General features: G+C 70.8%; 23 protein-coding genes. 11 read left to right on the top strand and 12 right to left on the bottom strand.

The annotated features are described in order from the left end of the window. Window positions 1-94 precede the first annotated feature (94 nt). Window positions 95-913, top strand: coding sequence for a metalloregulator ArsR/SmtB family transcription factor (locus DFR69_RS29460; RefSeq protein ID WP_110040936.1), 819 nt, complete (start codon window positions 95-97; stop codon window positions 911-913). Further along, entirely contained in the window at window positions 910-1,500 is a 591-nt protein-coding gene (locus DFR69_RS29455; protein WP_110040935.1) for a dihydrofolate reductase family protein, read from the top strand. Before DFR69_RS29460 ends, DFR69_RS29455 begins: the two co-directional genes overlap by 4 nt. Here the strand turns inward: DFR69_RS29455 and DFR69_RS29450 are convergent. Beyond that, entirely contained in the window at window positions 1,482-2,465 is a 984-nt protein-coding gene (locus DFR69_RS29450) for an alpha/beta fold hydrolase (RefSeq protein WP_110040934.1), read from the bottom strand. The genes DFR69_RS29455 and DFR69_RS29450 overlap by 19 nt on opposite strands. A gap of 55 nt (window positions 2,466-2,520) precedes the next feature. Between DFR69_RS29450 and DFR69_RS29445 the strand changes: the two genes are divergently transcribed. Then, the gene (locus DFR69_RS29445; protein ID WP_110040933.1) at window positions 2,521-3,369 is read left to right on the top strand and encodes an SDR family NAD(P)-dependent oxidoreductase; all 849 of its coding nucleotides are present in this window, start codon (window positions 2,521-2,523) and stop codon (window positions 3,367-3,369) included. Between the two features lie 111 nt (window positions 3,370-3,480). Further along, on the top strand, window positions 3,481-4,461 hold the full coding sequence (locus DFR69_RS29440) for an AurF N-oxygenase family protein (protein ID WP_110040932.1): 981 nt from the start codon (window positions 3,481-3,483) through the stop codon (window positions 4,459-4,461). 6 nt (window positions 4,462-4,467) lie between these two features. On the opposite strand, the gene DFR69_RS29435 is transcribed toward DFR69_RS29440, so the two are convergent. The 3 genes from DFR69_RS29435 to DFR69_RS29425 are packed head-to-tail and all read right to left on the bottom strand — an operon-like array spanning window position 4,468 to window position 7,429. Next, entirely contained in the window at window positions 4,468-5,211 is a 744-nt protein-coding gene (locus DFR69_RS29435; protein WP_110040931.1) for an SDR family NAD(P)-dependent oxidoreductase, read from the bottom strand. After that, window positions 5,208-6,209 carry a phosphotransferase family protein gene (locus DFR69_RS29430; protein ID WP_186817460.1) on the bottom strand — a complete coding sequence of 334 codons (1,002 nt, stop codon included), beginning with the start codon at window positions 6,207-6,209 and terminating at the stop codon, window positions 5,208-5,210. The genes DFR69_RS29435 and DFR69_RS29430 overlap by 4 nt, the downstream gene beginning before the upstream one ends. Before the next feature lie 11 nt (window positions 6,210-6,220). Further along, window positions 6,221-7,429 carry an acyl-CoA dehydrogenase family protein gene (locus tag DFR69_RS29425; RefSeq protein ID WP_110040929.1) on the bottom strand — a complete coding sequence of 403 codons (1,209 nt, stop codon included), beginning with the start codon at window positions 7,427-7,429 and terminating at the stop codon, window positions 6,221-6,223. Between the two features lie 124 nt (window positions 7,430-7,553). Between DFR69_RS29425 and DFR69_RS29420 the strand changes: the two genes are divergently transcribed. Together DFR69_RS29420 and DFR69_RS29415 are read left to right on the top strand one after the other, a co-directional pair. Further along, window positions 7,554-8,405, top strand: coding sequence for a TetR-type transcription factor C-terminal domain-containing protein (locus DFR69_RS29420; protein WP_244198523.1), 852 nt, complete (start codon window positions 7,554-7,556; stop codon window positions 8,403-8,405). A gap of 101 nt (window positions 8,406-8,506) precedes the next feature. Then, on the top strand, window positions 8,507-9,772 hold the full coding sequence (locus DFR69_RS29415) for an oxidoreductase (RefSeq protein ID WP_208644069.1): 1,266 nt from the start codon (window positions 8,507-8,509) through the stop codon (window positions 9,770-9,772). Window positions 9,773-9,996: 224 nt separating this feature from the next. Here DFR69_RS29415 and DFR69_RS29410 read toward each other — a convergent pair whose 3' ends face one another. Beyond that, complete coding sequence (locus tag DFR69_RS29410; protein WP_244198522.1) at window positions 9,997-10,734, bottom strand: PaaX domain-containing protein, C- domain protein; 738 nt, start codon at window positions 10,732-10,734, stop codon at window positions 9,997-9,999. A 104-nt stretch (window positions 10,735-10,838) separates the two neighbouring features. Here DFR69_RS29410 and DFR69_RS29405 point away from each other — a divergent pair, with 104 nt between their 5' ends. Next, window positions 10,839-11,678: an SDR family oxidoreductase gene (locus DFR69_RS29405; protein WP_110040928.1), complete on the top strand. Its 840-nt coding sequence runs from the start codon at window positions 10,839-10,841 to the stop codon at window positions 11,676-11,678. A 59-nt stretch (window positions 11,679-11,737) separates the two neighbouring features. Here DFR69_RS29405 and DFR69_RS29400 read toward each other — a convergent pair whose 3' ends face one another. Next, window positions 11,738-12,028 carry a hypothetical protein gene (locus tag DFR69_RS29400; RefSeq protein WP_110040927.1) on the bottom strand — a complete coding sequence of 97 codons (291 nt, stop codon included), beginning with the start codon at window positions 12,026-12,028 and terminating at the stop codon, window positions 11,738-11,740. Between the two features lie 638 nt (window positions 12,029-12,666). Here DFR69_RS29400 and DFR69_RS29395 point away from each other — a divergent pair. Continuing rightward, complete coding sequence (locus DFR69_RS29395; protein ID WP_110040926.1) at window positions 12,667-13,377, top strand: GNAT family N-acetyltransferase; 711 nt, start codon at window positions 12,667-12,669, stop codon at window positions 13,375-13,377. Here the strand turns inward: DFR69_RS29395 and DFR69_RS29390 are convergent. Together DFR69_RS29390 and DFR69_RS29385 are read right to left on the bottom strand one after the other, a co-directional pair. Then, a complete protein-coding gene (locus tag DFR69_RS29390) occupies window positions 13,370-14,224 on the bottom strand; it encodes an alpha/beta fold hydrolase (RefSeq protein WP_110040925.1) in 855 nt (284 codons plus the stop codon). The two genes, DFR69_RS29395 and DFR69_RS29390, sit on opposite strands and share 8 nt — an antisense overlap. A 55-nt stretch (window positions 14,225-14,279) precedes the next feature. After that, a complete protein-coding gene (locus tag DFR69_RS29385; protein WP_110040924.1) occupies window positions 14,280-15,536 on the bottom strand; it encodes an aspartate kinase in 1,257 nt (418 codons plus the stop codon). Window positions 15,537-15,738: 202 nt separating this feature from the next. Here DFR69_RS29385 and DFR69_RS29380 point away from each other — a divergent pair, with 202 nt between their 5' ends. Together DFR69_RS29380 and DFR69_RS29375 are read left to right on the top strand one after the other, a co-directional pair. Further along, window positions 15,739-16,875 (top strand): ACT domain-containing protein, encoded by a 1,137-nt coding sequence (locus DFR69_RS29380; protein ID WP_110040923.1) that lies wholly within the window; start codon window positions 15,739-15,741, stop codon window positions 16,873-16,875. 186 nt (window positions 16,876-17,061) lie between these two features. Then, the gene (locus DFR69_RS29375; protein WP_110040922.1) at window positions 17,062-17,553 is read left to right on the top strand and encodes a nuclear transport factor 2 family protein; all 492 of its coding nucleotides are present in this window, start codon (window positions 17,062-17,064) and stop codon (window positions 17,551-17,553) included. Between the two features lie 56 nt (window positions 17,554-17,609). Here DFR69_RS29375 and DFR69_RS29370 read toward each other — a convergent pair whose 3' ends face one another. Next, window positions 17,610-18,572 (bottom strand): alpha/beta fold hydrolase, encoded by a 963-nt coding sequence (locus DFR69_RS29370; RefSeq protein WP_110040921.1) that lies wholly within the window; start codon window positions 18,570-18,572, stop codon window positions 17,610-17,612. A gap of 21 nt (window positions 18,573-18,593) precedes the next feature. On the opposite strand from DFR69_RS29370, the gene DFR69_RS29365 reads away from it, so the two are divergent. Further along, window positions 18,594-19,190 (top strand): TetR/AcrR family transcriptional regulator, encoded by a 597-nt coding sequence (locus tag DFR69_RS29365; protein ID WP_110040920.1) that lies wholly within the window; start codon window positions 18,594-18,596, stop codon window positions 19,188-19,190. Window positions 19,191-19,196: 6 nt separating this feature from the next. Here DFR69_RS29365 and DFR69_RS29360 read toward each other — a convergent pair whose 3' ends face one another. The 3 genes from DFR69_RS29360 to cmk form a co-directional block, all read right to left on the bottom strand. After that, the gene (locus tag DFR69_RS29360) at window positions 19,197-19,472 is read right to left on the bottom strand and encodes a YggT family protein (protein WP_110041053.1); all 276 of its coding nucleotides are present in this window, start codon (window positions 19,470-19,472) and stop codon (window positions 19,197-19,199) included. 207 nt (window positions 19,473-19,679) lie between these two features. After that, on the bottom strand, window positions 19,680-21,098 hold the full coding sequence (der, locus tag DFR69_RS29355) for a ribosome biogenesis GTPase Der (RefSeq protein ID WP_110040919.1): 1,419 nt from the start codon (window positions 21,096-21,098) through the stop codon (window positions 19,680-19,682). Further along, a complete protein-coding gene (gene cmk, locus DFR69_RS29350) occupies window positions 21,095-21,799 on the bottom strand; it encodes a (d)CMP kinase (RefSeq protein WP_110041052.1) in 705 nt (234 codons plus the stop codon). The genes der and cmk overlap by 4 nt, the downstream gene beginning before the upstream one ends. Between the last annotated feature and the right edge of the window lie 25 nt (window positions 21,800-21,824).

The raw sequence follows: 21,824 nt of genomic DNA, 5'->3' as shown, positions 1-21,824 counted from the left end.
GTTTCGAGCATGGCACAGCACCGAAGTGCCTGGCCACGCGGATGCTCGAAATATTCCTTGACTGGAATATTCTCTGTCAGGAATACTTCAGCAGGTGGAAGCCACAGCAACAGCGCTCGGTGACGCCGCACGGTGGCGCATCGTCGAACTCCTCGCCGAACGCCCGCGTTCGGTCGGCGAACTCGCCGAGCTCACCGGTCTGCGTCAGCCGCAGACCACCAAACACCTACAGACCCTCGCCAAGGCCGAGCTGGTCACGGTGTTCCCCCTCGGGCAGCGCCGGGTCTATGCACTGGAAGCCGCGCCGCTGCGAGTGCTCCGCGACCGGCTGCACGAGCTGCTGGACACCGTCGCCGCGCATGCCGACGAACGCGACGTGGTTGAGCGGTACCGCGCGGCCATCGAGGCCGAAACCCTTGCCGCCGAACAGGATCGGTGGGCCGACGGGCGCACCTACACCTTCGAGCGCGTGCTCGCGGCGACGCCGGAGACGGTGTGGCGGTACTGGGTCGAGGCCGATCTGCTCGGCGCGTGGTGGGCGCCACCGTCGATGACCGTCACCGCCTGCGCCCTGGAGCCGGTCGCCGGCGGCCGAGCCGTCCTCGACTATCGCGACGCCGACGGCCACGTCTACTCCTCGGCCGGCCAGGTCGTGCTCGCCGACGAGCCCGCGCACCTCGTGTTCGACCTCTCGGTCCTCGACGCCACCGGCGCGATCTCGTTCACCGGCCACTACGACCTCACCCTCGACCGGCACGCGGCCGGCACCCAGCTGCGCGTGGACCTGACCATCACCGACACCGCCGTCGCCGCCGCCCCCTACGTCGCGGGCATCGCGACCGGCTGGGGGCAGGTGCTCGACACCCTCGTCCACACCATCGATCGCGATCAGCGGAAGGACCACAGCTCATGACCACCCGTCTCGTCACCGCCAACCTCGGCCTCACCCTCGACGGCCGCTACCACGGCCCCGGCGGCCCCACCGACGCCGGCGCGATCGTCCGCTACGCCACGACCGAGGTCGCCCGCGACCACCTGACCCGGGTCTGGGAGAACGCCACGACCGCGGTCCTCGGCCGCCGCAACGCCGAGGGGTTCCTCGCGTACTGGCCGACGGTCGCCGCCGACGACACCGCCGACCCGCGCGACCGCGCCTACGCGAAGTGGCTGGTCGAGACCGAGAAGGTGGTCCTGTCGACCACTCTCGCCGTCGCGCCGTGGGAGCACGCCCGCGTGGTGAACGCGCCCGCGGCCGAGGTGATCGCCGCGCTCCGGGCCGAGGGCGACGGCGAGATCCTCGTCAACAGCAGCCCCACCGTCATCAAGGATCTGCTGGCCGCCGACCTCGTCGACCGGCTGCATCTGCTGATCACCCCCGAGATCGCCGGCGGCGGTGCGCGGCTGTTCGACGACGGCCTGCCGGGGTCGTCGTGGCGGGTGGCCCGCCACGACGTCGGCGCGCTCGGTGAGGTCGCCGTGCGCTACGACCGGGTGCGCTGAGGCACCCCCAGATCGCGCAGCGCGTCGAGCAGGAACGCGTCGACGAGATCGGTCCGCTCGAGCTGCACCAGGTGCCCCGCCCGCGGAACCCGCACCACCGCACGCAGATCCGTGACGTTGGCGCGCAGGGTCGCGAGCGGGTCACGCCCGCTGAAGCCCTCCATGTCGGGGTCGTTCTCGCCGTACAGGAAGTAGGTCGGCACCTCGACCTTCGCCCCGGCCAACGCCTCGGTGAGCGCCCAGTTGCGGTCCAGATTGCGATACCAGTTCAGCCCGCCGGTGAAGCCGGTGCGTTCGAATTCCGTTGCCACGGTGTCGAATTCGGCCTCGGTGAGCCACGGCCACGGCAGGTCCGGCGCCTTCGGCAGCACGTCGAGGTAGCCGAGCCCCGGCGGGTTCTGCCAGGTGTCGAGGTAGTGGTAGTCGCCGGAGAGCGAATAGTAGACGCGGGCGAGGAATTCGCGCGGCCGGGCGGCCAGCTCGGCGTCGGCCACGCCGGGCTCCTGGAAGTAGGCCAGGTGCAGGAAGTGCCGCTGCGCCGCCTTGGTCCAGAATTCCGAGGGCGCGCGCGGCGGGCGTGGCGAGAACGGATTGTTCAGCACCGCGGCCGCCGCCACCCGCCCGGGCTCGCGCAGCGCCAGCTCCCACACCAGCTGGGCGCCGAAGTCGAGGCCGACGAAGACCGCGCGCTCGGCGCCGAGATCGTCGAGCAGTGCCAGCAGGTCACCGATGACCGCCTCGTTGGTGTAGGCCGCGACGTCGGCGGGCGCGTCGGTGCGGCCGTACCCGCGCAGATCGGGCGCCACGGCCCGGTATCCCGCCGCGGCGACGGCCGCGAGCTGGCGATGCCAGAGGAACGAGGTGTGCGGGAAGCCGTGGCAGAACACCACCGGAAAGCCCTGTCCCCGTTCGGTGACGTGCATCCGGACACCGCCGGTGTCGAGGAATCGTTGGGTCAGCTCCACTACCGTCTCCCATTTCTAGAACGTGTTCCTATTTTGACGGTAGTGTCTGGAGGTCATGAGCGGAACACCCCAGATTCTCGGCGGCCGGGTCGCGGTCGTCACCGGCGCCAGTCGTGGCATCGGCAAAGGCATCGCGCTGGAACTGGGCGCGGCCGGGGCGACGGTGTACGTGACCGGCCGCACCACCGCCGCGGGCCGGCTGCCCGGCACCGTGCACGACACCGCGGCCGAGGTCACCGCCCTCGGCGGGCACGGGGTGGCCGTGGTCTGCGATCACACCGACGACGCGGCCGTCGAGAAGCTGTTCACCCAGGTGCGCGAGGAGCGGGGCCGCCTGGACGCACTGGTGAACAACGTCTACAACTCCCCTGCCGCCGCGCGCTGGCTCGGCCGCAAGTTCTGGGACGTGCCAGCCAAGGCGTGGGACGAGACCTTCGACATCGGCGTGCGCTCACACTATGTCGCCAGCGTGTTCGCGGCGCCGCTGCTGATCGAGTCGGCGGGGCTGATCGTCAACGTCTCCTCGCCCGGCGCCGAGCGCTACATGCACAATGCCGTGTACGGCGTGGCCAAGACGGCTCTGGACCGGCTCACCGCCGACCTGGCCCGGGACCTCGACGGCACCGGCGCCACGGCGGTCTCGATCTGGCCCGGCATCGTGAACACCGAACTGCTGCAGATGATCCCGGCCGACGAGCACGGCCGTCGTGAGGTCACCCTGCCCGGCGAGGGCACCTTCGACCTCGACGCCGCCGAGTCGCCCCGCTTCCCCGGCCGCGCGGTCGTCGCCCTGGCGGCCGACCCCGCGCGCGGCGCCCGCGCCGGGAAGGCGTGGAAGGTCGCCGACCTGGCCGCGGAGTACGGATTCACCGACGTCGACGGGCGCGTTCCCCGCGCCGACTGAGCCGGTCGGACGCTGTCGTTTCTCCCCTGGAAATATGTGAGACAGTGCGTTACATTTAGATCAGGGACCCCGCCCACACACCGGCGATCCTTGTGACGATGGAGAGAAACAATGACGTTCTCGAAGACCGCGACCAGCAATCCCGCGTACGCCGACACCCTCGCGACCCTGTCGGAGGGGTCGGTGCACCGCCGGTTCGACCCCTTCCTCGACATCGACTGGGACTCTCCCGAGTTCGCCGTCGATCGTGACGATCCGCGCTGGGTGCTCTCGCCCGAACTCGATCCGCTCGGCGCCACGCGCTGGTATCAGGAGCTGCCGCTCGAACGGCAGATCGAGATCGGCCGATGGCGACAGGCCAACGCGGCCAAGGTCGGGCTGGCGTTCGAGTCCATCCTCATCCGCGGCATGATGCAGTACGCGATGGCGCTGCCCAACGGCTCGCCCGAATTCCGCTACTGCCTCCACGAGATGACCGAGGAGTGCAACCACATCCAGATGTTCCAGGAGCTGGTGAACCGCATCGGCGACGATGTCCCCGGCATGCGGCCCCTGTTCCGGATCGCCTCCCCGTTCATCGGCGTGGCGGGCGGCTACTTCTGGGTGATCCTGTTCATCGGCATCCTCGGCGGCGAGGAACCGATCGACCACTACCAGAAGGCGCTGATTCGCTCGGGCAGCGCCACCCAGCCGACGCTGCTGCGGATCATGGAGATCCACATCGCCGAGGAGGCGCGTCACATCAGCTTCGCCAACGAGTTCCTGCGCACCCACCTGGCGCGGATGAACCCGGTGAGCACGGCGGTCTGCGCGGTCGCGTTCCCGATCGCGATGCGCTGGCTCGCCGACGAGCTGGTGAAGCCGCCGAAGTCCTTCGCGCGCAAGTTCGACATCCCCGACGAGGTGTTCGCCGACGCGTTCTGGCGCAGCCCCACCAGCCGCAAGATCCTCAGCGGCTTCTTCGGCGACATGCGCGCGCTGGCCGACGAACTCGGGCTGATGAACTCCGTGACCAGGCCGCTGTGGAAGCTGCTGAAGATCGACGGCGGCAACGCTCGCTACCGCAGTGAACCCCTGCGCCGCATGGTCTGATCCCGCTCAGGCCCGGTAGCCGTCGGTTCCCGCGCGCGAGAGCACGATCGTCGGCACCACCGCGCGCGCCGACAGCCGCAGGACGGCGTCGACCAGCTCGACGACGTCGTCCACCGCGAGCATCCGCTCCGGGGGGATCCGGTCGTGGATCCACGCGCTCATGTCGGTGTCGACATAGCCGGGCGCGATGGTGGTGGCCGCGACGCCGTTGCCGGATTCCTCGGCGTTGAGCGTGGTGAGCAGGGAGATGAGGGCGGCTTTGGTCGCGCCGTAGACGGCCAGCCCCGACTCGGCGTACACACCGGTGATGGAGGACAGCGCGACGACCTTCGCCCCGCGCGCCGGGTCGGCGACGGCCGCGGCGCGCAGCATCGGCAGCGCGCCCTGGATCAGGTGCAGCGGCGCCCGCAGATTCACCTCGACGGTCTTGTCGAAACGCCGCGTGGTCACCTCCGCGATCGGTGACGCGGTGCCGACGCCCGCGTTCAGGATCAGCGCCGACATCGTGTCGAATCGGTCGGCGTGCGCGGCCAGGACACGGTCGAGGCCGTCGGCGTCGGCCATGTCGGCGGCGACGGTGCGCACATCGGGGGCGCCGCAGGCACGCAGCTCGGCGGCGGCCGCGTCCAGCCGGGCGGCGTCGCGGGCGGTGATGGTGAGCGCGTAGCCCTGCCGGGCGAGGCGCTGCGCGATGCCGAGGCCGATGCCGCGGGACGCCCCGGTGATCAGCGCGGTCTTGGTCGTGGTCATCGTTCCTCCAGTGCGCGCAGTCCCGCCGCCATGAATTCCGGTGTCGCCTCGGCGACGCGTTCGGCCGCCGCGCCCGAGTCCGAGCCCCGCAGCGCGCGATGGGTGATGCCCTCGCCGATCACGCCGAGTTTGAAGTTCGCCAGGGCCAGGTAGAAACCCCAGTCGTCGAGATCGCGGCCCGCCGCAAGCGCGTAGGTCTGCGCCAGCGTGTCCGCGGACGGCATCCGGTCGCTGGTCCAGGCGGCCGACGAGCCGAGGACCAGGTCGAACACCGGCGAGCGGTAGACGCACATCAGCGCGACATCGGTGAGCGGGTCACCGAGGGTCGACATCTCCCAGTCGACGACGGCCAGCACCCGGCGGGGATCGGCCGCGTCGAGAATCGTGTTGTCGATGCGGAAGTCGCCGTGCACGATCGCGGCCGCCGAACGGCGCGGAATCGACTCGACCAGCGCCGCGTGCAGGGTCGCGACATCGTGCAGCTCGCGCGTCTTGACCCGATCCCATTGCGACGCCCACAGATTCACCTGGCGTTCGACGAAGCCGACCGGCCTGCCGAACCGCTCGAGGCGCACGGCCGCCGGGTCGATCGCGTGCAACCGGGCCAGCACACCCACCAGTTCGGTGGCGCTCGCGGCGACCTCGTCGTCGGTGAGCGCGGCGAGATCGTCCTGATCCCGGACCACCCGGCCGTCGACGTAGTCGACGACGGTCATCGGCGCGCCCAGCGCCTCGCCGTCCGCGTCGAACGCGATCGGCCGCGCGACCGGCACCGCCGAATCGCGCAGCGCGGAGGTCACGGTGAATTCGCGCGCCATGTCGTGCGCGGACGGGGTGAGACCGGCCACCGGTGGCCTGCGCACGACCCACCGCGAGACCCCGTCGGTGGCGACGAAGGTCAGATTCGACCGGCCGCCGCTGATCAAGTCCACCCGCAGCGCGCCGCGCACATCGACGCCGTTCTCGCGCAGGAACCGGTCGAGGGCGGGAACATCCATGCCGGGCAGCGTCATTCGGCTTCCCTCCGTGCCCGCTTGGCCGCGCTCACCACGCGCTTGGCGATGGCCCACCGGTGCACCTCGGAGGGGCCGTCGTAGATGCGGAACGGCCGCACCTCGCGATAGAGGCGCGCCAGCGGCAGGTCGGCGGCGACGCCGAGGCCGCCGCACATCTGCATGCTGCGGTCCACGATCCGCACGATCGCCTCGGCGGCGAAGGTCTTCGCGATCGAGGTGGCGTTCGCCGCGTGCTCGCCGCGGTCGAGTTCCCAGCAGGCGCGGGTCAGCAGCGCCCTGGTGGCGGCGATGTCGATCTCGTTGTCGGCGATCATCTGCTGGATCATGCCGAGATCGGCGAGGCGCGCGCCGAATCCCTCGCGTTCGACCACCCGGGCCACCGCCATGTCGTGGCCGCGGCGGGCGGCGCCGAGCCAGCGCATGACGTGCGTCATCCGCGCGGGCCCGAGCCGCACCTGGGCGTAGTCGAAGCCGCGGTCGACCTCGCCGAGGACCGCGGAGTCCGGGACGAGCAGGTCGTCGAAGAAGACCTCGCAGTGGCCGCCGAGCATCGACTTGTCCATCGTATCGATGTGCCTGCCCACCCGCAGACCCGGCGTGTCGGCGGGGGCGAGGAACATCGTCGCGCCGCCGCGCTCCCCCGGTTCGCCGGAGGTGCGGGCCATGATGATGAAGAACGCGGCGCCGTCGGCACCGGTGATGAACCATTTGTGGCCGTTGATGCGCCAGCCGCCCTCGGCCCGCACCGCGCGCGTCCGCAGCGCCGTGGGGTCGGACCCGGCGCCGGGGGCGGGCTCGGTCATCGCGAAGGCCGAGCGCACGTCACCGCGCGCCAGCGGCGCCAGGAACTGTTCGCGCTGTGCGGGATCGGCGATGTGGGCGAGCATGTGCACGTTGCCCTCGTCGGGCGCGGCGATGTTCAGCGCGGTGGGGCCGAAGAGGGAGTATCCGGCTTCCTCGAAGACCGGGGCCCGATCCGACATGCCCAGTCCCAGACCACCGAACTCGACGGGGCCGTGCGGGGCGAAGACGCCCGCGGCCTTGGCCTGCTGCTGCAGGTCGCGGCGCAGCGCGTCGCCGCCTGCCGCGGCGATGTCGCCGTCGTGGGCGTCGTCGAGCGGGACGACGACACCGCGAATGAAGTCCCTCGTGCGCTCGACGAGCTCGCGCACCTCGTCGGAATGGGACAGATCTACCGCCACGGAACTTCACTCCTCACTGCCGAACGTTCGCTCGGTACTGAACAGGGGAACAGTCGCATGCATTGCCCTGAGCTGTCAACTGACCGCTACCCATAGCGGTAGATGTTCAGTTATTCTGAACATCGTGGACACTGCGGACGGCGCCGGACTCGGGGCGCGGATACGGCGAGCCAGGCTCGCGGCGGGACTGTCGTTGCGGGAGACCGCGCGGCGCGTCGGGGTCAGCGCGGCCACGCTCAGCGCGATCGAGAACGGCAGGACCGGCGTCTCGGTCACCCGGCTGCGCGAGCTGGCCGGCGCGCTCGGCACCACCACGGCCGCCCTGCTCGGTGAATCCACCGCCCGACCCCAGTCCACGCCCTGGCAGGTCGACGCCGGATCGGAGCGGGCCTGGCGGGAATTCCCGCCGCTCGCGATCGATCCCGTCCTCGCCGCGGCCATCGACTCCTTCGTCGCGACCGGCTATCACGGTGCGACCATGCGCGAGATCGCGCAGCGCGCGGGGATGAGCGTGCCCGGCGTCTACCACCACTACCGCGACAAGCAGGATCTGCTCGTCCGGGCGCTCGACCTGACCATGGACGAACTGCACTGGCGCGTCGGAGCGGCCCGCGCGTCGGCGGACGGCGGACGCGACCGCGTCGTCGCGGTGGTCGAGGCGCTGGCACTGTTCCACACCCACCGCCGCGAGCTGGCCTTCATCGGCGCCAGCGAGATGCGCAGCCTCACCCCGGGTAACCGGCGGCGCATCGCGGCCTCCCGCAACGAACTGCAATACCAGCTCGACGCCGACATCGATGCCGCGCTCACCGAGGCGGGCCTGCCGACCGCGCACGCCAAGGCCGCGGGCCGCGCCATCGCGACCATGTGCACCTCGCTGCCCCAGTGGTTCCGCCTCGACGGGCCCGCCACGCCGGAGCAGATCGCCACCGACTACGCCGGATTCGCGCTCGGACTGCTCGGTATCGGCCGGTGAGGACGGCCGCTTCGAGCCTGTCGGGCCGCCGATCCGGCTGCTAGGGTCGCGCTGACAGCGCCCGGTCGCGGCACCGCGATCGGCCCAGTGGAGGTGTCGCCGTGACTGCTCGGCTCGACGATCCGTTGACCCTGCCCTGCGGGGTCACCCTGCCCAACCGGCTCATGAAATCGGCGCTGAGCGAAACGCTCGGCCGCGCCGACGGCGCACCGTCGCGGCGGCTGGAGACCCTCTACACGCGCTGGCGCGACGGCGGCTTCGGGCTGGTGGTCACCGGCAACGTGACCGTCGACCACCGGCACCTCAGCGAGCCGGGCAATGTCGCGATCGCCGACGACCGGCATCTGCCCGAACTCACCCGCTGGGCGCAGACCTTCCGCCCGACCACGACCCCGCTGTTCATGCAGATCAATCATCCTGGCAGACAGGCGCATTCGCTGGCGGGCCGCTCCCGCCCGGTCGCACCGAGCGCGGTCAGGGCCGCGGTGCCCGGCGCGGTGCGGCCGCGCGCGCTCACCCACACCGAGATCCTGGCCCTCGTCGCCCGGTTCGGCGCGGCGGCGGGCATCGCCGAGGCCGCCGGCTTCGACGGTGTGCAACTGCACGCGGCGCACGGGTATCTGGTGAGCCAGTTCCTCTCGCCGCTGGCCAACCGGCGCGCGGACGACTGGGGCGGCGACGCGACCCGGCGGCGACGCTTCATCCTGGCGATCGTGCGGGCGATGCGTTCCGCCGTGCGCCCGGGCTTCGCCGTCGCGGTGAAACTGAACTCGGCGGACTTCCAGCGCGGCGGATTCTCCGAGGACGAGTCGCGCGAAGTGGTCCGGGCGCTGGTCGCGGAGGGGGTCGACCTCATCGAGGTCAGCGGCGGATCCTACGAGTCGCCGGCGATGATGGGCACGGTCGCCGCGTCCACGGCGGCCCGCGAGGCCTACTTCCTGGCCTACGCGCGGACCGTGCGCGCGGTCGCGGGGGCGGTGCCGATCGCGGTCACCGGCGGGTTCCGGACCAGGGCGGCCATGGCGGAGGCGGTGGCGGCCGGTGACTGCGCGGTGGTCGGGCTGGGACGGCCCGCCTGCCTGACCCCCGACGCGGGGACGGCGCTGCTGGTGCGCGGGCTGGAGCGCTTGCCGTCGTCGGGGGTGCGCTGGGGCGGGGCGCGTGGGTTGGTCGGCCGGTTCGGCGATCTGCGCAGCCTCGACAGTGTGATCGATCTGCAGTGGCACACCGATCAGCTGCATCGTCTCGGCGCGGGCAAGGAACCCGATCCGGCGCGGCGCTGGTGGCGGACCGTCGCCTCGGCGACGCTGCGGATGGGACCCGGTGCGCTGCAACCGAAACGGAGCGCGGGCCGATCGCGCCGATGATGGTGCGACCCGCCCCCACGTTCTCGGGGCGGGTCCTTCCCCATGCACCATGCGGCGCCGCCACGTCGCACGGCAGGGTCCATGCTAGACGCGCGAGCCGCGATCGTCCGGTAACCACACACCGGACAACTCGCGGCGGACACCGTGTCCTGTTCCGGCGGCGCCGGCCGGCCGGGGAACCGCACCGGTTCGAATGTCCTGGCGCACAGCCGAAACCGGAACGGCTACGACGGAGCGGATTCCCTGCTCAACGTGGCGAACCAGGCGAGATAGCCGGCCGTCACCGCGCGCAGGTCGGCCGACGGCCAGCCGGCGGGACGCAGGTCGACGGGCAGCACGGGATCGGTGGTGAGATGGTCGAGACCGGCGCACACGGCCGCGAATTTCGCTGTGGGGTCGGGCGTTTCGATGGCCTCCAGCAGCGCGTGGCCGCGCGCGGACCAGTCGGCCAGCGACCACAGGCGCGCGGCCAGGCGCGCCGGATCGTCGACGGGGCAGGTGCGCAGGCGGATCGCGACGTCGTCCAGCGCGGCGGGCCAGACCCGCTCGAGGTTGGCCGGACGCATCCAGACGCCTTCCCTGAGCTCGGACAGCCGCAGCCCCAGCAGGGTCGTGCGCAGTGTCGCGCGCTCGGCGGCGGGGCGCCCGCCCGCCGTGACGACGACCTGCTCCCACTCCCCGTCCCACGGCCGCTCCGGCGGCGCGGCGAGCTCCACCCGCCGTGCGCGCAGGCCGGGGGCGAGGGTGTACGCGCGGTTCTCGCGGCGCAGTTCGCCCGCGGCGACCATCCGCGAGACCGCCACCCGCACGGTCGACTCCGGATAACCGACGGCGGTGGTGGACGCGCAGATCTGCCGGGAGGTCATCGTCGGCGAGTCGGCGGCGATGAGGATACGGACCAGTGCCGAGCGGGCCGAGACCGGACGAATACCGGTATCGGGGCCGGTCACGAGGTGTTGCACGAGGTCGAGTCTACATATTTCACTATTGCCACGACTGTCTTGAATATGTAACGTTCCGTGGCATCAGCCGCCGCACGGCACCGCCGACGACAAGGAGCTCCCCCATGACCGCCGCCTTCCCCCTGGCCGGGCGCACGATGATCATGTCCGGCGGCAGCCGCGGCATCGGCCTCGCGATCGCCGTCGCCGCGGCACGCCAGGGCGCCAACATCGCCCTGCTGGCCAAGACCGATGTCCCCGATCCCCGTCTGCCAGGCACCATCCACACCGCGGCCGCCGAGATCGAGGCCGCCGGCGGGCAGGCGCTGGCCGTCGTCGGCGACGTCAGGGACGAGGCGTCGGTGCGGGAGGCCGTCGCCCGCACGGTCGAGCGCTTCGGCGGCATCGACTACTGCGTCAACAACGCCTCGGCGATCGCCCTGGCCGCCACCGAGGAGCTGCCGGTCAAGCGCTTCGACCTGATGCAGCAGATCCAGATCCGGGGCACCTACCTGCTCTCCAGCACCTGCCTGCCGCATCTGCGGCGCAGCCCGAACGCGCACATCCTGAGCCTGTCCCCGCCGCTGAACCTGGCGCCGCGCTGGCTCGGCTCGCACCCGGCCTACATGGTGGCCAAGTACGGGATGTCGCTGCTCACGCTGGGCTGGGCCGCCGAGTACGCCGAGCACGGCGTCGCCGCGAACTGCCTGTGGCCCGAGACGCTCATCGCGACCGCGGCGGTGCAGAATCTGCTCGGCGGTGACGAGGCGATCGCCAAGGCGCGGACCCCGGAGATCGTGGCGGACGCCGCGATCGCGATCCTGGGCAGCGACGCGCGCACGACGACCGGCAACACCTTCCTCGACGTCGACGTGCTGCGCGAGCACGGCGTCACCGACCTGTCCGGCTACGGCGGCGCGGGCGAACTCGAGTACGACATCTTCGTCGACCCGCCGCAGGCCTGACCCGCGAGACGCCAGAGCCGTCGTGCGCGTGCGCACGACGGCTCCTGGGAGTGGGTTGATCAGTGGCGATGCAGGGATCGGACGGTGAGCGCGCTCCAGCACAGGAGCCAGCCCGCGGCCCCCAGATACATCACGTAGGCCAGGCCGACGAGCACGGGTCCGTAGTCGCCGACCCAATCCCCCAGGCGTACCAGGGCGGCGAGGCCGAGGCCGACCAGGAGCAGGCCGATGATCAGGCCCGGCATCGCCAGGGGCGCCATGCTGGCATCGGCGTCCGATGTCGCGGCGTCGCGGCGCTCGCGACCGGTAACTGACAGTTTGCTCTTCGGTTCGAAGTAGATGCTGCTCATAACCATGAGGTCCCTTCCGGGCAGCCGTCCCGACGCGGCCGGTAGGTGATCCGCAATGGATCGTGCGTGGCCCTTCGCGCCGGAGCGGACGGGCGGGTCGTTCGCGACGGCGGGGTCCGCGTCGACCCTGCCGTTTGATCACGAACGGTTAACGTTCAGCAATTACGAGCGTGCCACCTATCAGAAACGATTGACAGACGTTGTGATCTGCGTCACATAGAACACCAGTTCGACACGATACGATAACGCCCGTTACATTTCCGGCGAACAGGCCTCGGAACTGGCGAAACATCCGACCAATCGGACGTTTGCCCAGCATGCGCACAACCGTGTGATTTATACAACCGTTACGGCTCTGACGTGCGCAAACGTGTCCCCAGACACTGCGACCCCGCCGCGACCGAGATCGTCGTTCTTCACGGCACCGTAACCATCCGCCCCCGCGAAGCGGTAGGCGAAATTTTCGGCTCCGACATCTCGCCGGTTCGTGCTGGCGAACGCGTGGCATCCGCTATCGTCCATCCAGTCATTTTTCGATGCTGCTGGATCGTTCGTGTCGCTTCGCCGCAATCACGTGCCGCGTGAGATCCACGCCTCGTGCATTCGGCGACCCTCTCAGACGAAGGACGCCGGTCACCATGCCCGCACCCGTTATCCTCCACGGCCGCATCGCACGGCTGGAACCCCTCGCACCGCACCATGTTCCCGGCCTGGCCGCGGCGGCCGCCGCGCTCGGCCCGGCCGGATTCACCATCGTCCCGCACGGTGAACAGGAGGCGCGCACCTATGTCTTCCAGGCCGAGGCCGCGCAGCTGGCGGGCACCACGCTGGCGTTCGCGATCGTCACCGTCGACGACGATTGCGTGGTCGGGGCGACCAGATTCACCCGGCTCGACTACTGGCAGGGCCCGCTGACCTGGCCCTTGGCGGCCGAGCCGACCACGGCGCTGCCCGGCGGGTCGATCCCGGACGCCGTCGAGATCGGCAACACCTGGCTCACGCCCGCCGCGCGCGGCGGCGTGGTGAACCTCGAGGCCAAGCTGCTCATGCTCACCCATGCCTTCGACGGGTGGGCCGTGCGCCGGGTGACCCTGCGCGCCGACGCCCGCAACCTGCGTTCGCGGGCCGCGATCGAGCGCCTCGGCGCGGTGAGCGACGGTGTGCGCCGGGCGCATTCGCGCGGACTCGACGGCGCGGTCCGCGACACCGCGTTCTATTCGATCCTGACCGACGAGTGGCCGGGGGTTCGGCTGCGCATCACCGAGCAGCTCGCCGCGCGGGTGCGGCGCGCGCCGCTGATCCCGGCCACCGCCGAGGCCCTGCGGCCGCTGGCGGCGCCGATCAGCTGACCGGAACCGACTCGATCCGCTGGGTGACCAGATCGGCGAGCGCCAGCGGGCGCTCGTCGGGCAGCCAGTGCGAGGCGTCGTCGACCACCGCCAGGCGGTAGTCACCGATGACGAAGCGCTCGGTCAGCTCGGCACCGCGGCGGGTCAGCGCGGTGTCACCGGTGCTCCACACGTGCGTCACCGGCACCCGCACCGGCACCGTCGACAGGGTCCGATTACCGGGCACCACCAGCGCGCGGTACCAGTTCAGCGCCGTGGGCAGCGCACCCGTGTCGACGATCTCGCTGTGCACGCGCGCCAGCACCTCCGGCGTCATCCCGGTCCCGGTCAGCGCCCGGTCCAGCACGTCCGGCCGCGCGGTCAGCAGCCGTTCCGGCAGCACCGGGATCTGGAACAGTCCCATATAGAACGAGCGGAACAGCTGATCGCTGGTGACCATGGAGCGCAGGAACGCGCCCGGATGCGGCACCGACACCGTCACCAGCGTCCGGACCAGATCGGGCCGGGCCGCCGCGAGCGACCACGCCACCATCGCGCCCCAGTCGTGGCCGACCAGATGCACCGGGCCCCGGTCGATCTCGCGGATCAGCTCGACCACGTCGGCGACGAGTTCCGGCATCCGGTAGGCGGCCCGGCCGCGCGGCCTGGCCCCGGGTGAGTAGCCACGCTGGGTCGGCGCGACGGTGCGGTAGCCGCGGTCCGCGAGCAGCGCGCTGAACTCGGTGAACGACGTCGCGGTCTGCGGAAAGCCGTGCAGCGCGACGACGACCGGGCCGTCCACCGGGCCGGTGTCCAGCACGTCGAACCGGAAACCGGCCCGGGTGTACGAGTTCAGCCGTGCGCTCACAGGAACCTCCGTCTCGATTGACTAAACGGTAAGTTACCGTTCGATCAGTCGGGGGTCAACGTCCCGTTCCGCCGTGCACCACCGCGACCTCGGCGCCGCCCAGATCGAAGGCGCGGTGCAGCACGCGCACCGCGTCGTCGAGCTCGGTGTCGCGCACCAGCACCGAGATGCGGATCTCCGAGGTGGCGATGAGGTCGAGGTTGATGCCCGCCTCCGCCAGCGCCTCGCAGAACGTCGCGGTGACGCCGGGATGGTTCTTCATGCCGGCGCCGATCAGCGACACCTTGCCGACGCGGTCGTCGTAGCGCACATCGGTGAATCCGATGTCGGCCCGGCGTTCCCGCAGCAGGGCCAGCGCCCTGGCGCCGTCGGCGGCGGGCAGGGTGAAGGTGATGTCGGTGCGGCCGGTGCCGGTGTTCTGCACGACCATGTCGATGCCGATCTCGGCGTCGGCGACCGCCCGGAAGACCTGTGCCGCGTAGCCGGGTTCGTCGGGCAGCCCGACGACGGTGATCTTGGCCTCGCCGCGGTCGTGCGCGACGCCGGTCAGCACCGCCTGGTCGGCGGGGATGTCGGCCATGGAACCGAACACCGTGGTGCCGATGGTGTCGGTGTAGGACGAACGCACGTGCACCGGAACGTGATAGCGCCGCGCGTACTCCACACAGCGCAGCATCAGGACCTTCGATCCGCAGGCCGCCATCTCGAGCATCTCCTCGTAGGAGACCTGGTCGAGCTTCTGCGCGTCGGAGACGATGCGCGGGTCGGCGGTGAACACCCCGTCGACATCGGTGTAGATCTCGCAGACGTCGGCGCGCAGTGCCGCGGCCAGCGCGACGGCGGTCGTGTCGGAGCCGCCGCGCCCCAGGGTGGTGACGTCGCGACTGTCCTGGCTGACGCCCTGGAACCCGGCGACCAGCACGATCTCCCCATCGTCGAGGGCGCGCCGGACCCGGTCCGGATCCACCTGGATGATCTTGGCGTTGCCGTGCGCACCGGTGGTGATCACCCCGGCCTGCGAACCGGTCAGCGACCTGGCCTCGGCGCCGAGCGAGTGGATCGCCATGGCCACCAGGGCATTCGAGATGCGCTCCCCGGAGGTGAGCAGCATGTCCATCTCCCGGGGCGGTGGCGCGGGCGCCACCTGTCCCGCCAGGTCGAGCAGTTCATCGGTGGTGTCGCCCATGGCCGAGCAGACCACCACCACATCGTGACCCTGCTTCTTCGTCTCCACGATCCGCTCGGCGACCCGCCGGATCCGCTCCGCGCTCGCCACCGATGATCCGCCGAATTTCTGCACAACCAGGGCCATACCGTGTCCTCTCCCCTGCTCGTCCACGCGTGTTCCGCGCGCGACCCTTCCGAGTATCCAGGGATTTCTGGCACGACTGTGCAGATTCGTGGTGAAAACGACTGCCGCCGAATCGTTTCGGCCGCGATACTGGGCAGCACGGGGGTGGCGCGAGCGGCGTTCGTTCCCGGCTCGGCATCTCTCGGCGGTTAGGCGAATCCCCATGACCCATCAGCTCTTCCGTTCCCCTCGACCCACGCTCGGTGTCGCCGTTCTCGGCGCGGGCCCGCTGGCCGAGGAGGTCGTGCGCATTCTCCGGGCGACCGGCGGCGACCTGCGCGAACGCGCCGGAGCGGAGCTCACGCTCGACGGGGAGCCGGAGCTGGTGGTCGACGCGACCGAGGACGCGGGCACGGTCACCGCGGTGCTCGACGCGCTGCGGCACGGGCGGTCGGTGATCACCGCGAACACCGCGCTGATCGCCGAGCACGGTCCCCGGCTGGCCGCCGCGGCCGAACAGCACGGCGCCGACCTGTGTTTCGAAGCGGCGGTGGCCGGCGGGGTCCCGGTGGTGCGGCCGCTCACCCAGTCGCTCGCGGGCGACCGGGTGCACCAGGTGCTCGGCGTGTTCCCCGGCGAGCCCGGCCGTGGCATCGCCGAGCAGGCGGCGATCCTGGCGACGCTGGCCTTCCACACCAGGGTCGAGGTGGGCGAGGTCTACGTCGAGAATCCCGGGCCCGCGCCCAGCTACGACCTCGCTGTCGCCGCGGCGCTCGGCCTGAGCCTGCGCACCCTCGTCGTGTGCTCACGGGTCGTCGAGCATCCCGGAGCCGGTGGCAAGGAACAGATCTCGGTGCGGGTGCATCCGGCGCTGCTGCCCGCCGCCGACCCGCTGGCCGGGGTGGCGGCGCCCTTCGGCGCGGTGGCTGTCGACGCGGCGGCCGCGGGCAGGCTGATGTTCTACGGCGCCACCACCCCCGCCGCCACCGCCTCGGCCCTGCTCGGTGACCTGATCACGGCGGCGCGCAATCGGGTGCACGGCGGCCGGGCCCCGCGCGCCTCCTACTACGCCGAACTCCCCCTCGCCCCGCTCGGCGACACCCCCACCCGCTACTACCTCAATCTCTCGGTCACCGATCACGCGGGCGCGTTGGCCCGGGTCGCCACCGTTTTCGCCGCCCATGGCGTCAGCATCGCCCGGGTACGTCAGGAGCACGACGGCCCCGACGCCCGGCTGATCATCCTCACCCACCGTGCCCCGGACTCGGCCTTCGCCGACACCGCGGACGCCCTCGCCGAAACACCCTGTGTCCGCGCGGTTCTCACCCGGTGGCGCATCGAAGGCACCGATGACCAGTAGGTGGCGTCCGCGCGCGAGCGCGACCGGCTACGAACGGCGGGCTTCCCGTCCACCCGCCGCGAACCGCTCGACCGCCACGCGCACGGCTGGACGCGGGCAGAATCCCGCGTGCGCAGGCCGAGCCCGGTCCCGATGAGCGGGAGAATACTCGAGCGGGTCGGCCGGCCCAGCCGTACCGTGAGGCGCATGACGGCAACCACCACCGACGACACGGCCCGCCACCTCGCCCGGCTGGCGGCGATCGAGTCGATCATCGCGCTCAAGCACCGCTACTTCCGCGCGTGCGACGCCAAGGACCCCGTGGGCTTCCGCGACTGCTTCGTCGCGGCCGGCTCGGCGCTGGACTACGGCGAGCTGGGCGCGATGGACGCCGACGGCATGGCCGCCGTGTTCGCTTCCATCGCTCTGCAGAAGGTCGACGGCAAGCACGCGATCCTCGACATGCACCACGGCGTCCACCCCGACATCACCGTCGGCGAGGACGGCACGGCGACCGGCAGCTGGACCCTGCGCTTCCGCCAGGTCAACCTGATCGAACGCACCGAAACCGTCGCCACCGGCGAATACGCCGACGAATACCGCCTCGAGAACGGCGAATGGAAGATCGCGACCTGCACCTTCACCCGGCTCTGGGCGATCACCCGCCCCTTGGACGACGCCACGCGGATCGCGGAGTAGGAGCACCGGTTCGGCTGCTCACCGGCGGCAGACGCTCGGCGCGAACGGGCGGTCGTTCACTCGCCGCGACGGGTGACGGTGGCGTCGTAGCGACGGGTGAAGTCCAGAACGCGCGCGGTGACTCGGTCCGGGATCTGGTGGAAGATGCCGTGCCCCGCGCCGGCGAACACCTCGATCTCGGGCGTGGAGACATTCGCGCGCAGGCGCCGGCCGGCGAGCGCGGCGTCCACGACCAACGACTCCGACCCGAACAGCCACAGCGTCGGCATCGTGAGCGTCGCCAGGCGCTCGTCGGTGAACATCTTCGGGAACCCGATCGCGGGCACATAGCCGAGCGAGGCCTTGACACCGGCGAACTCGGCGTCGGACAGCGTGACGCCGGGGTTGAGCCAGGCGTTCATCCTGCGCAGGTTCTTGTCGGTCGGCCGCGCGCCGACCTTGATCATCGTCCACAGCACGCTCCACCTGACCTTGGTCAACGTGCCGCCCGGCTCGATCACGGTCAGGCTCGCCAGCCTGTGTTGCTGCTCAGCTCCGATCACCATCGCCTGCCAGCCGCCCTGGGAGTACCCGACCAGGTGCACCCGCTCGAGGCCGAGGCCATCCAGGAGATCGCCGAACCACGTACCGAAGCCCTTCTCGTCGATCGGCGCGGTCTGCACACTGAGCCCGGGCACGCCGATCATCTCCGGCATGTAGACCACGCGATCACGGGCGAGGTCCTCGATCACATGGTTCCAGGCCAGGCTGTTCGCGCCGAGCGAGTGCAACAGCACGAGCGGAACCCCCTCCCCCTGACCGGCTTCGCGAACCCGGGTCGTCCCGAACGAGGTGCCGATGTCGGACGTCGTCGACGGCACCGGCATCTCTCGCTCGAGTGCGCGGTAGGCCCGCAGATACTCCTCGCGCGCCTTGTCGTTCTTGAACTTGCCGATCTTGGCCATATCCACCCCGTTCCTCGTTGATGATATGACCGTACCACGAAAATGATATGCGCGTACCATCAAGATCCGCCGCACAGCGAGACACAGGAGGCATGGGTGCCACGATTGGCCGATCACGAAGAACGCCGGCGCGCGATCACCGGTGCGGCGCGCCGGGTGATCGCCCGGGGTGGGCTGGACGCGGCCACGTTCCAGTCGGTGGCCGCCGAGGCAGGGGTTTCGGTGCGATCGGTGCAGTATTACTTCGGCACCAAGCGCGAATTCCTGCTGGCCACGCACCGCGCCACGGTCGAGGATTCGGGCGCGCGGCTGCACGCGGCGCTCGCGACACTGGGGCCGGGCGCGGGCCCGCGCGAGATCGTGCGGACGATACTGCTCGGGCTCCTGCCGCTCGACGAGGCGAGCAGGCGGAACGCGGTGATCCTCGGTATCTTCCACGCGGCCACGCTCACCGGTCCCGATCTGGAATCCGCCGACACCGTCGAGACGCCGAACTACATCATCGACGCGGTGGCGGCCCAGCTGCGCGCACTACGCGGCAGCGGCGCCGACGATCGGGTGGTCGTCGCCGATGCCGAGGTGATCCTGTTCGCGGTCGCGGGGCTGGCCCAGGGCATGCTCACCAATGACGACTTCGCTTCTCGCGCAGCACAACTCGTCGATCACCTGCTCGACCGCGTGCTGAGCGCCTGACCACGGCTACAGGCTGAACGCCACCGAGCGCAGGATCAGCGCCACGATGAACACCACGGTGAAGGCCAGATCCAGGGCGGTTCCGCCGAGCCGCACCGGGGGCAGGATCCGGCGGACGGGCGCCAGTACCGGCTCCGTCGCGGCATACACCACCGACCGTGCCTTGCCCGCCCAGGGCGGCAGCTTGCCGAGCAGATCCGCCCAGTCCAGCACCATCCGGACGAGCAGCAACACGATGAACACCGTCAGCAGATAGCCGACCACGGTTCCGATGAGACTCATGACGCACTCCTTGCCGGGCCGCACAGGACCTCGTGCCTTGTCAACGCGCCGGAGCGCGCCGAGGTGTCCCGCTCCGGTGGTTCTCAGGCGATTATCAGCCCTCGCTCGCCGGGTGCGCGGCAGACGCGGCCGCCCAGGCGATTCCCTGCTACCCGACGCAGTGAGCCCCGGGCTGGAATGCCCGGGGCTCACCGTCGGATCGTCGATCTACTTCTTGCGGTCCTTCTTCTCGCGCACGCGCACCGAGATGCGCACGGGCGAGCCGTCGAAGCCGAATTCCTCGCGCAGGCGGCGCTCCAGGAAGCGGCGGTAGCCCGCCTCGAGGAAACCGGTGGTGAACAGCACGAAGGTCGGCGGGCGGGTGCCCGCCTGGGTGGCGAACAGGACGCGGGGCTGGCGGCCGCCGCGCATCGGCGGCGGGGTGGCCGCGATGACTTCCTTGAGCCAGGTGTTCAGGCGGCCGGTGGAGATGCGCTTGTCCCAGGACTCGAGCGCGGTCTCCATCTGCGGCACCAGCTTCTGCACGGCGCGGCCGGTGTGGGCGGAGATGTTGACCCGCTGCGCCCACGGCACCCGCACCAGATCGCGGTCGATCTCGCGCTCGAGCATGTAGCGGCGGTCCTCGTCGACCAGGTCCCACTTGTTGAACGCCAGCACCAGCGCGCGACCGGAGTCGGCGACCAGGCTGATCACGCGCAGGTCCTGCTCGGTGATCGGCACCGAGGCGTCGATCAGCATGATCGCGACCTCGGAGGCCTCCAGCGCCGACTTGGTGCGCAGCGAGGCGTAGAACTCGGTGCCCGAGGCGTTGGACACCTTGCGCCGCAGCCCGGCGGTGTCGACGAACTTCCAGATCTTGCCGCCGAGTTCGACGAGCGAGTCGACCGGGTCGACCGTGGTGCCCGCGACATCGTGGACCACCGAGCGCTCGTCACCGGAAAGCTTGTTGAGCAGGCTCGACTTGCCGACATTCGGCTTGCCGACCAGCGCGACGCGGCGCGGCCCTGCCACCCCGGTGCCCTCGCGCGGGGTCTCGGGCAGCGCGGCGAGCACATCATCGAGCAGATCGCCGGTGCCCCGGCCGTGCGCGGCCGACACCATCCGCGGCTCGCCCAGGCCGAGCGACCACAGGCTGGCCGCCTCGAGTTCGGCCTTCTGGTCGTCGACCTTGTTGGCCACCAGGATCACCGGGATCTTGGAGCGGCGCAGCTTGCGCACCGCGGCCTCGTCGGTGGCGGTGGCGCCGACGGTCGCGTCGACGACGAGCAGGATCGCGTCGGCGGTCTCCATCGCCACCTCGGCCTGCCGGGCGACGTGCTGCTGCAGGCCCTTGGCGTCGGGCTCCCAGCCGCCGGTGTCCTGCACCAGGAATCGGCGCCCGGTCCAGCTCGCCTCGTAGGAGATGCGGTCGCGGGTGACGCCGGGAATGTCCTCGACGACGGCCTCGCGGCGCCCGAGGATGCGGTTCACCAGGGTCGACTTGCCCACGTTCGGGCGGCCGACCACGGCGACGGTCGGCATCGCGAGATGCTCGCCGTCCTCGTGCTCACCTTCGAGATCGGCGATCTCCCAGTCGGTTTCGTCGTTCCAGGTGCCGTCTCCGACCAGTACCTCTTCGTCGATCATCGCGACCCTCCTGTCGTGGCCGAAAGCTGCTGGGCCACCACGCGGTAGAGCTCGTCGATGGTCTGATCCATCGTCAGTTCGCTGGTGTCGACGAGCACCGCGTCGGCTGCGGGGCGCAGCGGCGACACCGTGCGGGTGGAATCGAGGGTGTCGCGGCGCTGCACGTCGGCCAGCACGGCCGCGTAGTCGTCGCCGCGTCCCTCGCGGATGTTCTGGGCGTTGCGCCGCTGGGCGCGCGCCTCCGCGGAGGCGGTCAGGTAGATCTTGGCGTCGGCGCCGGTGAGCACCACGGTGCCGATGTCGCGGCCCTCGACCACGATCCGGCCCGCCATGGCGGCGATCTCGCGCTGCGAGGCCACGAGCTGCTCGCGCACCTCGGCCACGGCGGACACGGCGGAGACGGCCTTGGTGACGGCGTCGCCGCGGATCTCGGCCGAGACGTCCTCGCCGTCGAGCTCGATCACCTCGTGGGCCGGGTCGGTGCCGATCGACAACGGCAGCGCCGCGACGGTCTCGGCGATCGCCACCGGATCGGTCAGGTCGACCCCGGCGCGCAGCACGCGCAGCGTGGCGACCCGGTACATGGCGCCGGTGTCGAGGTAGCGGGCCCCGAGACGGGTGGCCAGCCGGCGCGACACACTGGACTTGCCGGTGCCGGAGGGACCGTCCATCGCGACGACCAGGGTGCCGTCGCCGGTCATGCGGTCGCTCCTGATCTCCACCGGG

Origin of the sequence: Nocardia neocaledoniensis (assembly GCF_003182135.1) — a bacterium.
Lineage (GTDB): Bacteria > Actinomycetota > Actinomycetes > Mycobacteriales > Mycobacteriaceae > Nocardia > Nocardia neocaledoniensis.
Note: the sequence above shows the minus strand (reverse complement) of the source record. Positions and strands in the feature narration are given on the sequence as shown.

Bases quoted from the DNA above. Each gene is read 5' to 3' on its own strand.
- DFR69_RS29455 (WP_110040935.1), top strand. From the start codon at position 910: ATGACCACCCGTCTCGTCACCGCCAACCTCGGCCTCACCCTCGACGGC.
- DFR69_RS29445 (WP_110040933.1), top strand. From the start codon at position 2,521: ATGAGCGGAACACCCCAGATTCTCGGCGGCCGGGTCGCGGTCGTCACC.
- DFR69_RS29440 (WP_110040932.1), top strand. From the start codon at position 3,481: ATGACGTTCTCGAAGACCGCGACCAGCAATCCCGCGTACGCCGACACC.
- DFR69_RS29435 (WP_110040931.1), bottom strand. From the start codon at position 5,211: ATGACCACGACCAAGACCGCGCTGATCACCGGGGCGTCCCGCGGCATC.
- DFR69_RS29430 (WP_186817460.1), bottom strand. From the start codon at position 6,209: ATGGATGTTCCCGCCCTCGACCGGTTCCTGCGCGAGAACGGCGTCGAT.
- DFR69_RS29405 (WP_110040928.1), top strand. From the start codon at position 10,839: ATGACCGCCGCCTTCCCCCTGGCCGGGCGCACGATGATCATGTCCGGC.
- DFR69_RS29400 (WP_110040927.1), bottom strand. From the start codon at position 12,028: ATGAGCAGCATCTACTTCGAACCGAAGAGCAAACTGTCAGTTACCGGT.
- DFR69_RS29395 (WP_110040926.1), top strand. From the start codon at position 12,667: ATGCCCGCACCCGTTATCCTCCACGGCCGCATCGCACGGCTGGAACCC.
- DFR69_RS29385 (WP_110040924.1), bottom strand. From the start codon at position 15,536: ATGGCCCTGGTTGTGCAGAAATTCGGCGGATCATCGGTGGCGAGCGCG.
- DFR69_RS29380 (WP_110040923.1), top strand. From the start codon at position 15,739: ATGACCCATCAGCTCTTCCGTTCCCCTCGACCCACGCTCGGTGTCGCC.
- DFR69_RS29375 (WP_110040922.1), top strand. From the start codon at position 17,062: ATGACGGCAACCACCACCGACGACACGGCCCGCCACCTCGCCCGGCTG.
- DFR69_RS29360 (WP_110041053.1), bottom strand. From the start codon at position 19,472: ATGAGTCTCATCGGAACCGTGGTCGGCTATCTGCTGACGGTGTTCATC.
- der (WP_110040919.1), bottom strand. From the start codon at position 21,098: ATGATCGACGAAGAGGTACTGGTCGGAGACGGCACCTGGAACGACGAA.
- cmk (WP_110041052.1), bottom strand. From the start codon at position 21,799: ATGACCGGCGACGGCACCCTGGTCGTCGCGATGGACGGTCCCTCCGGC.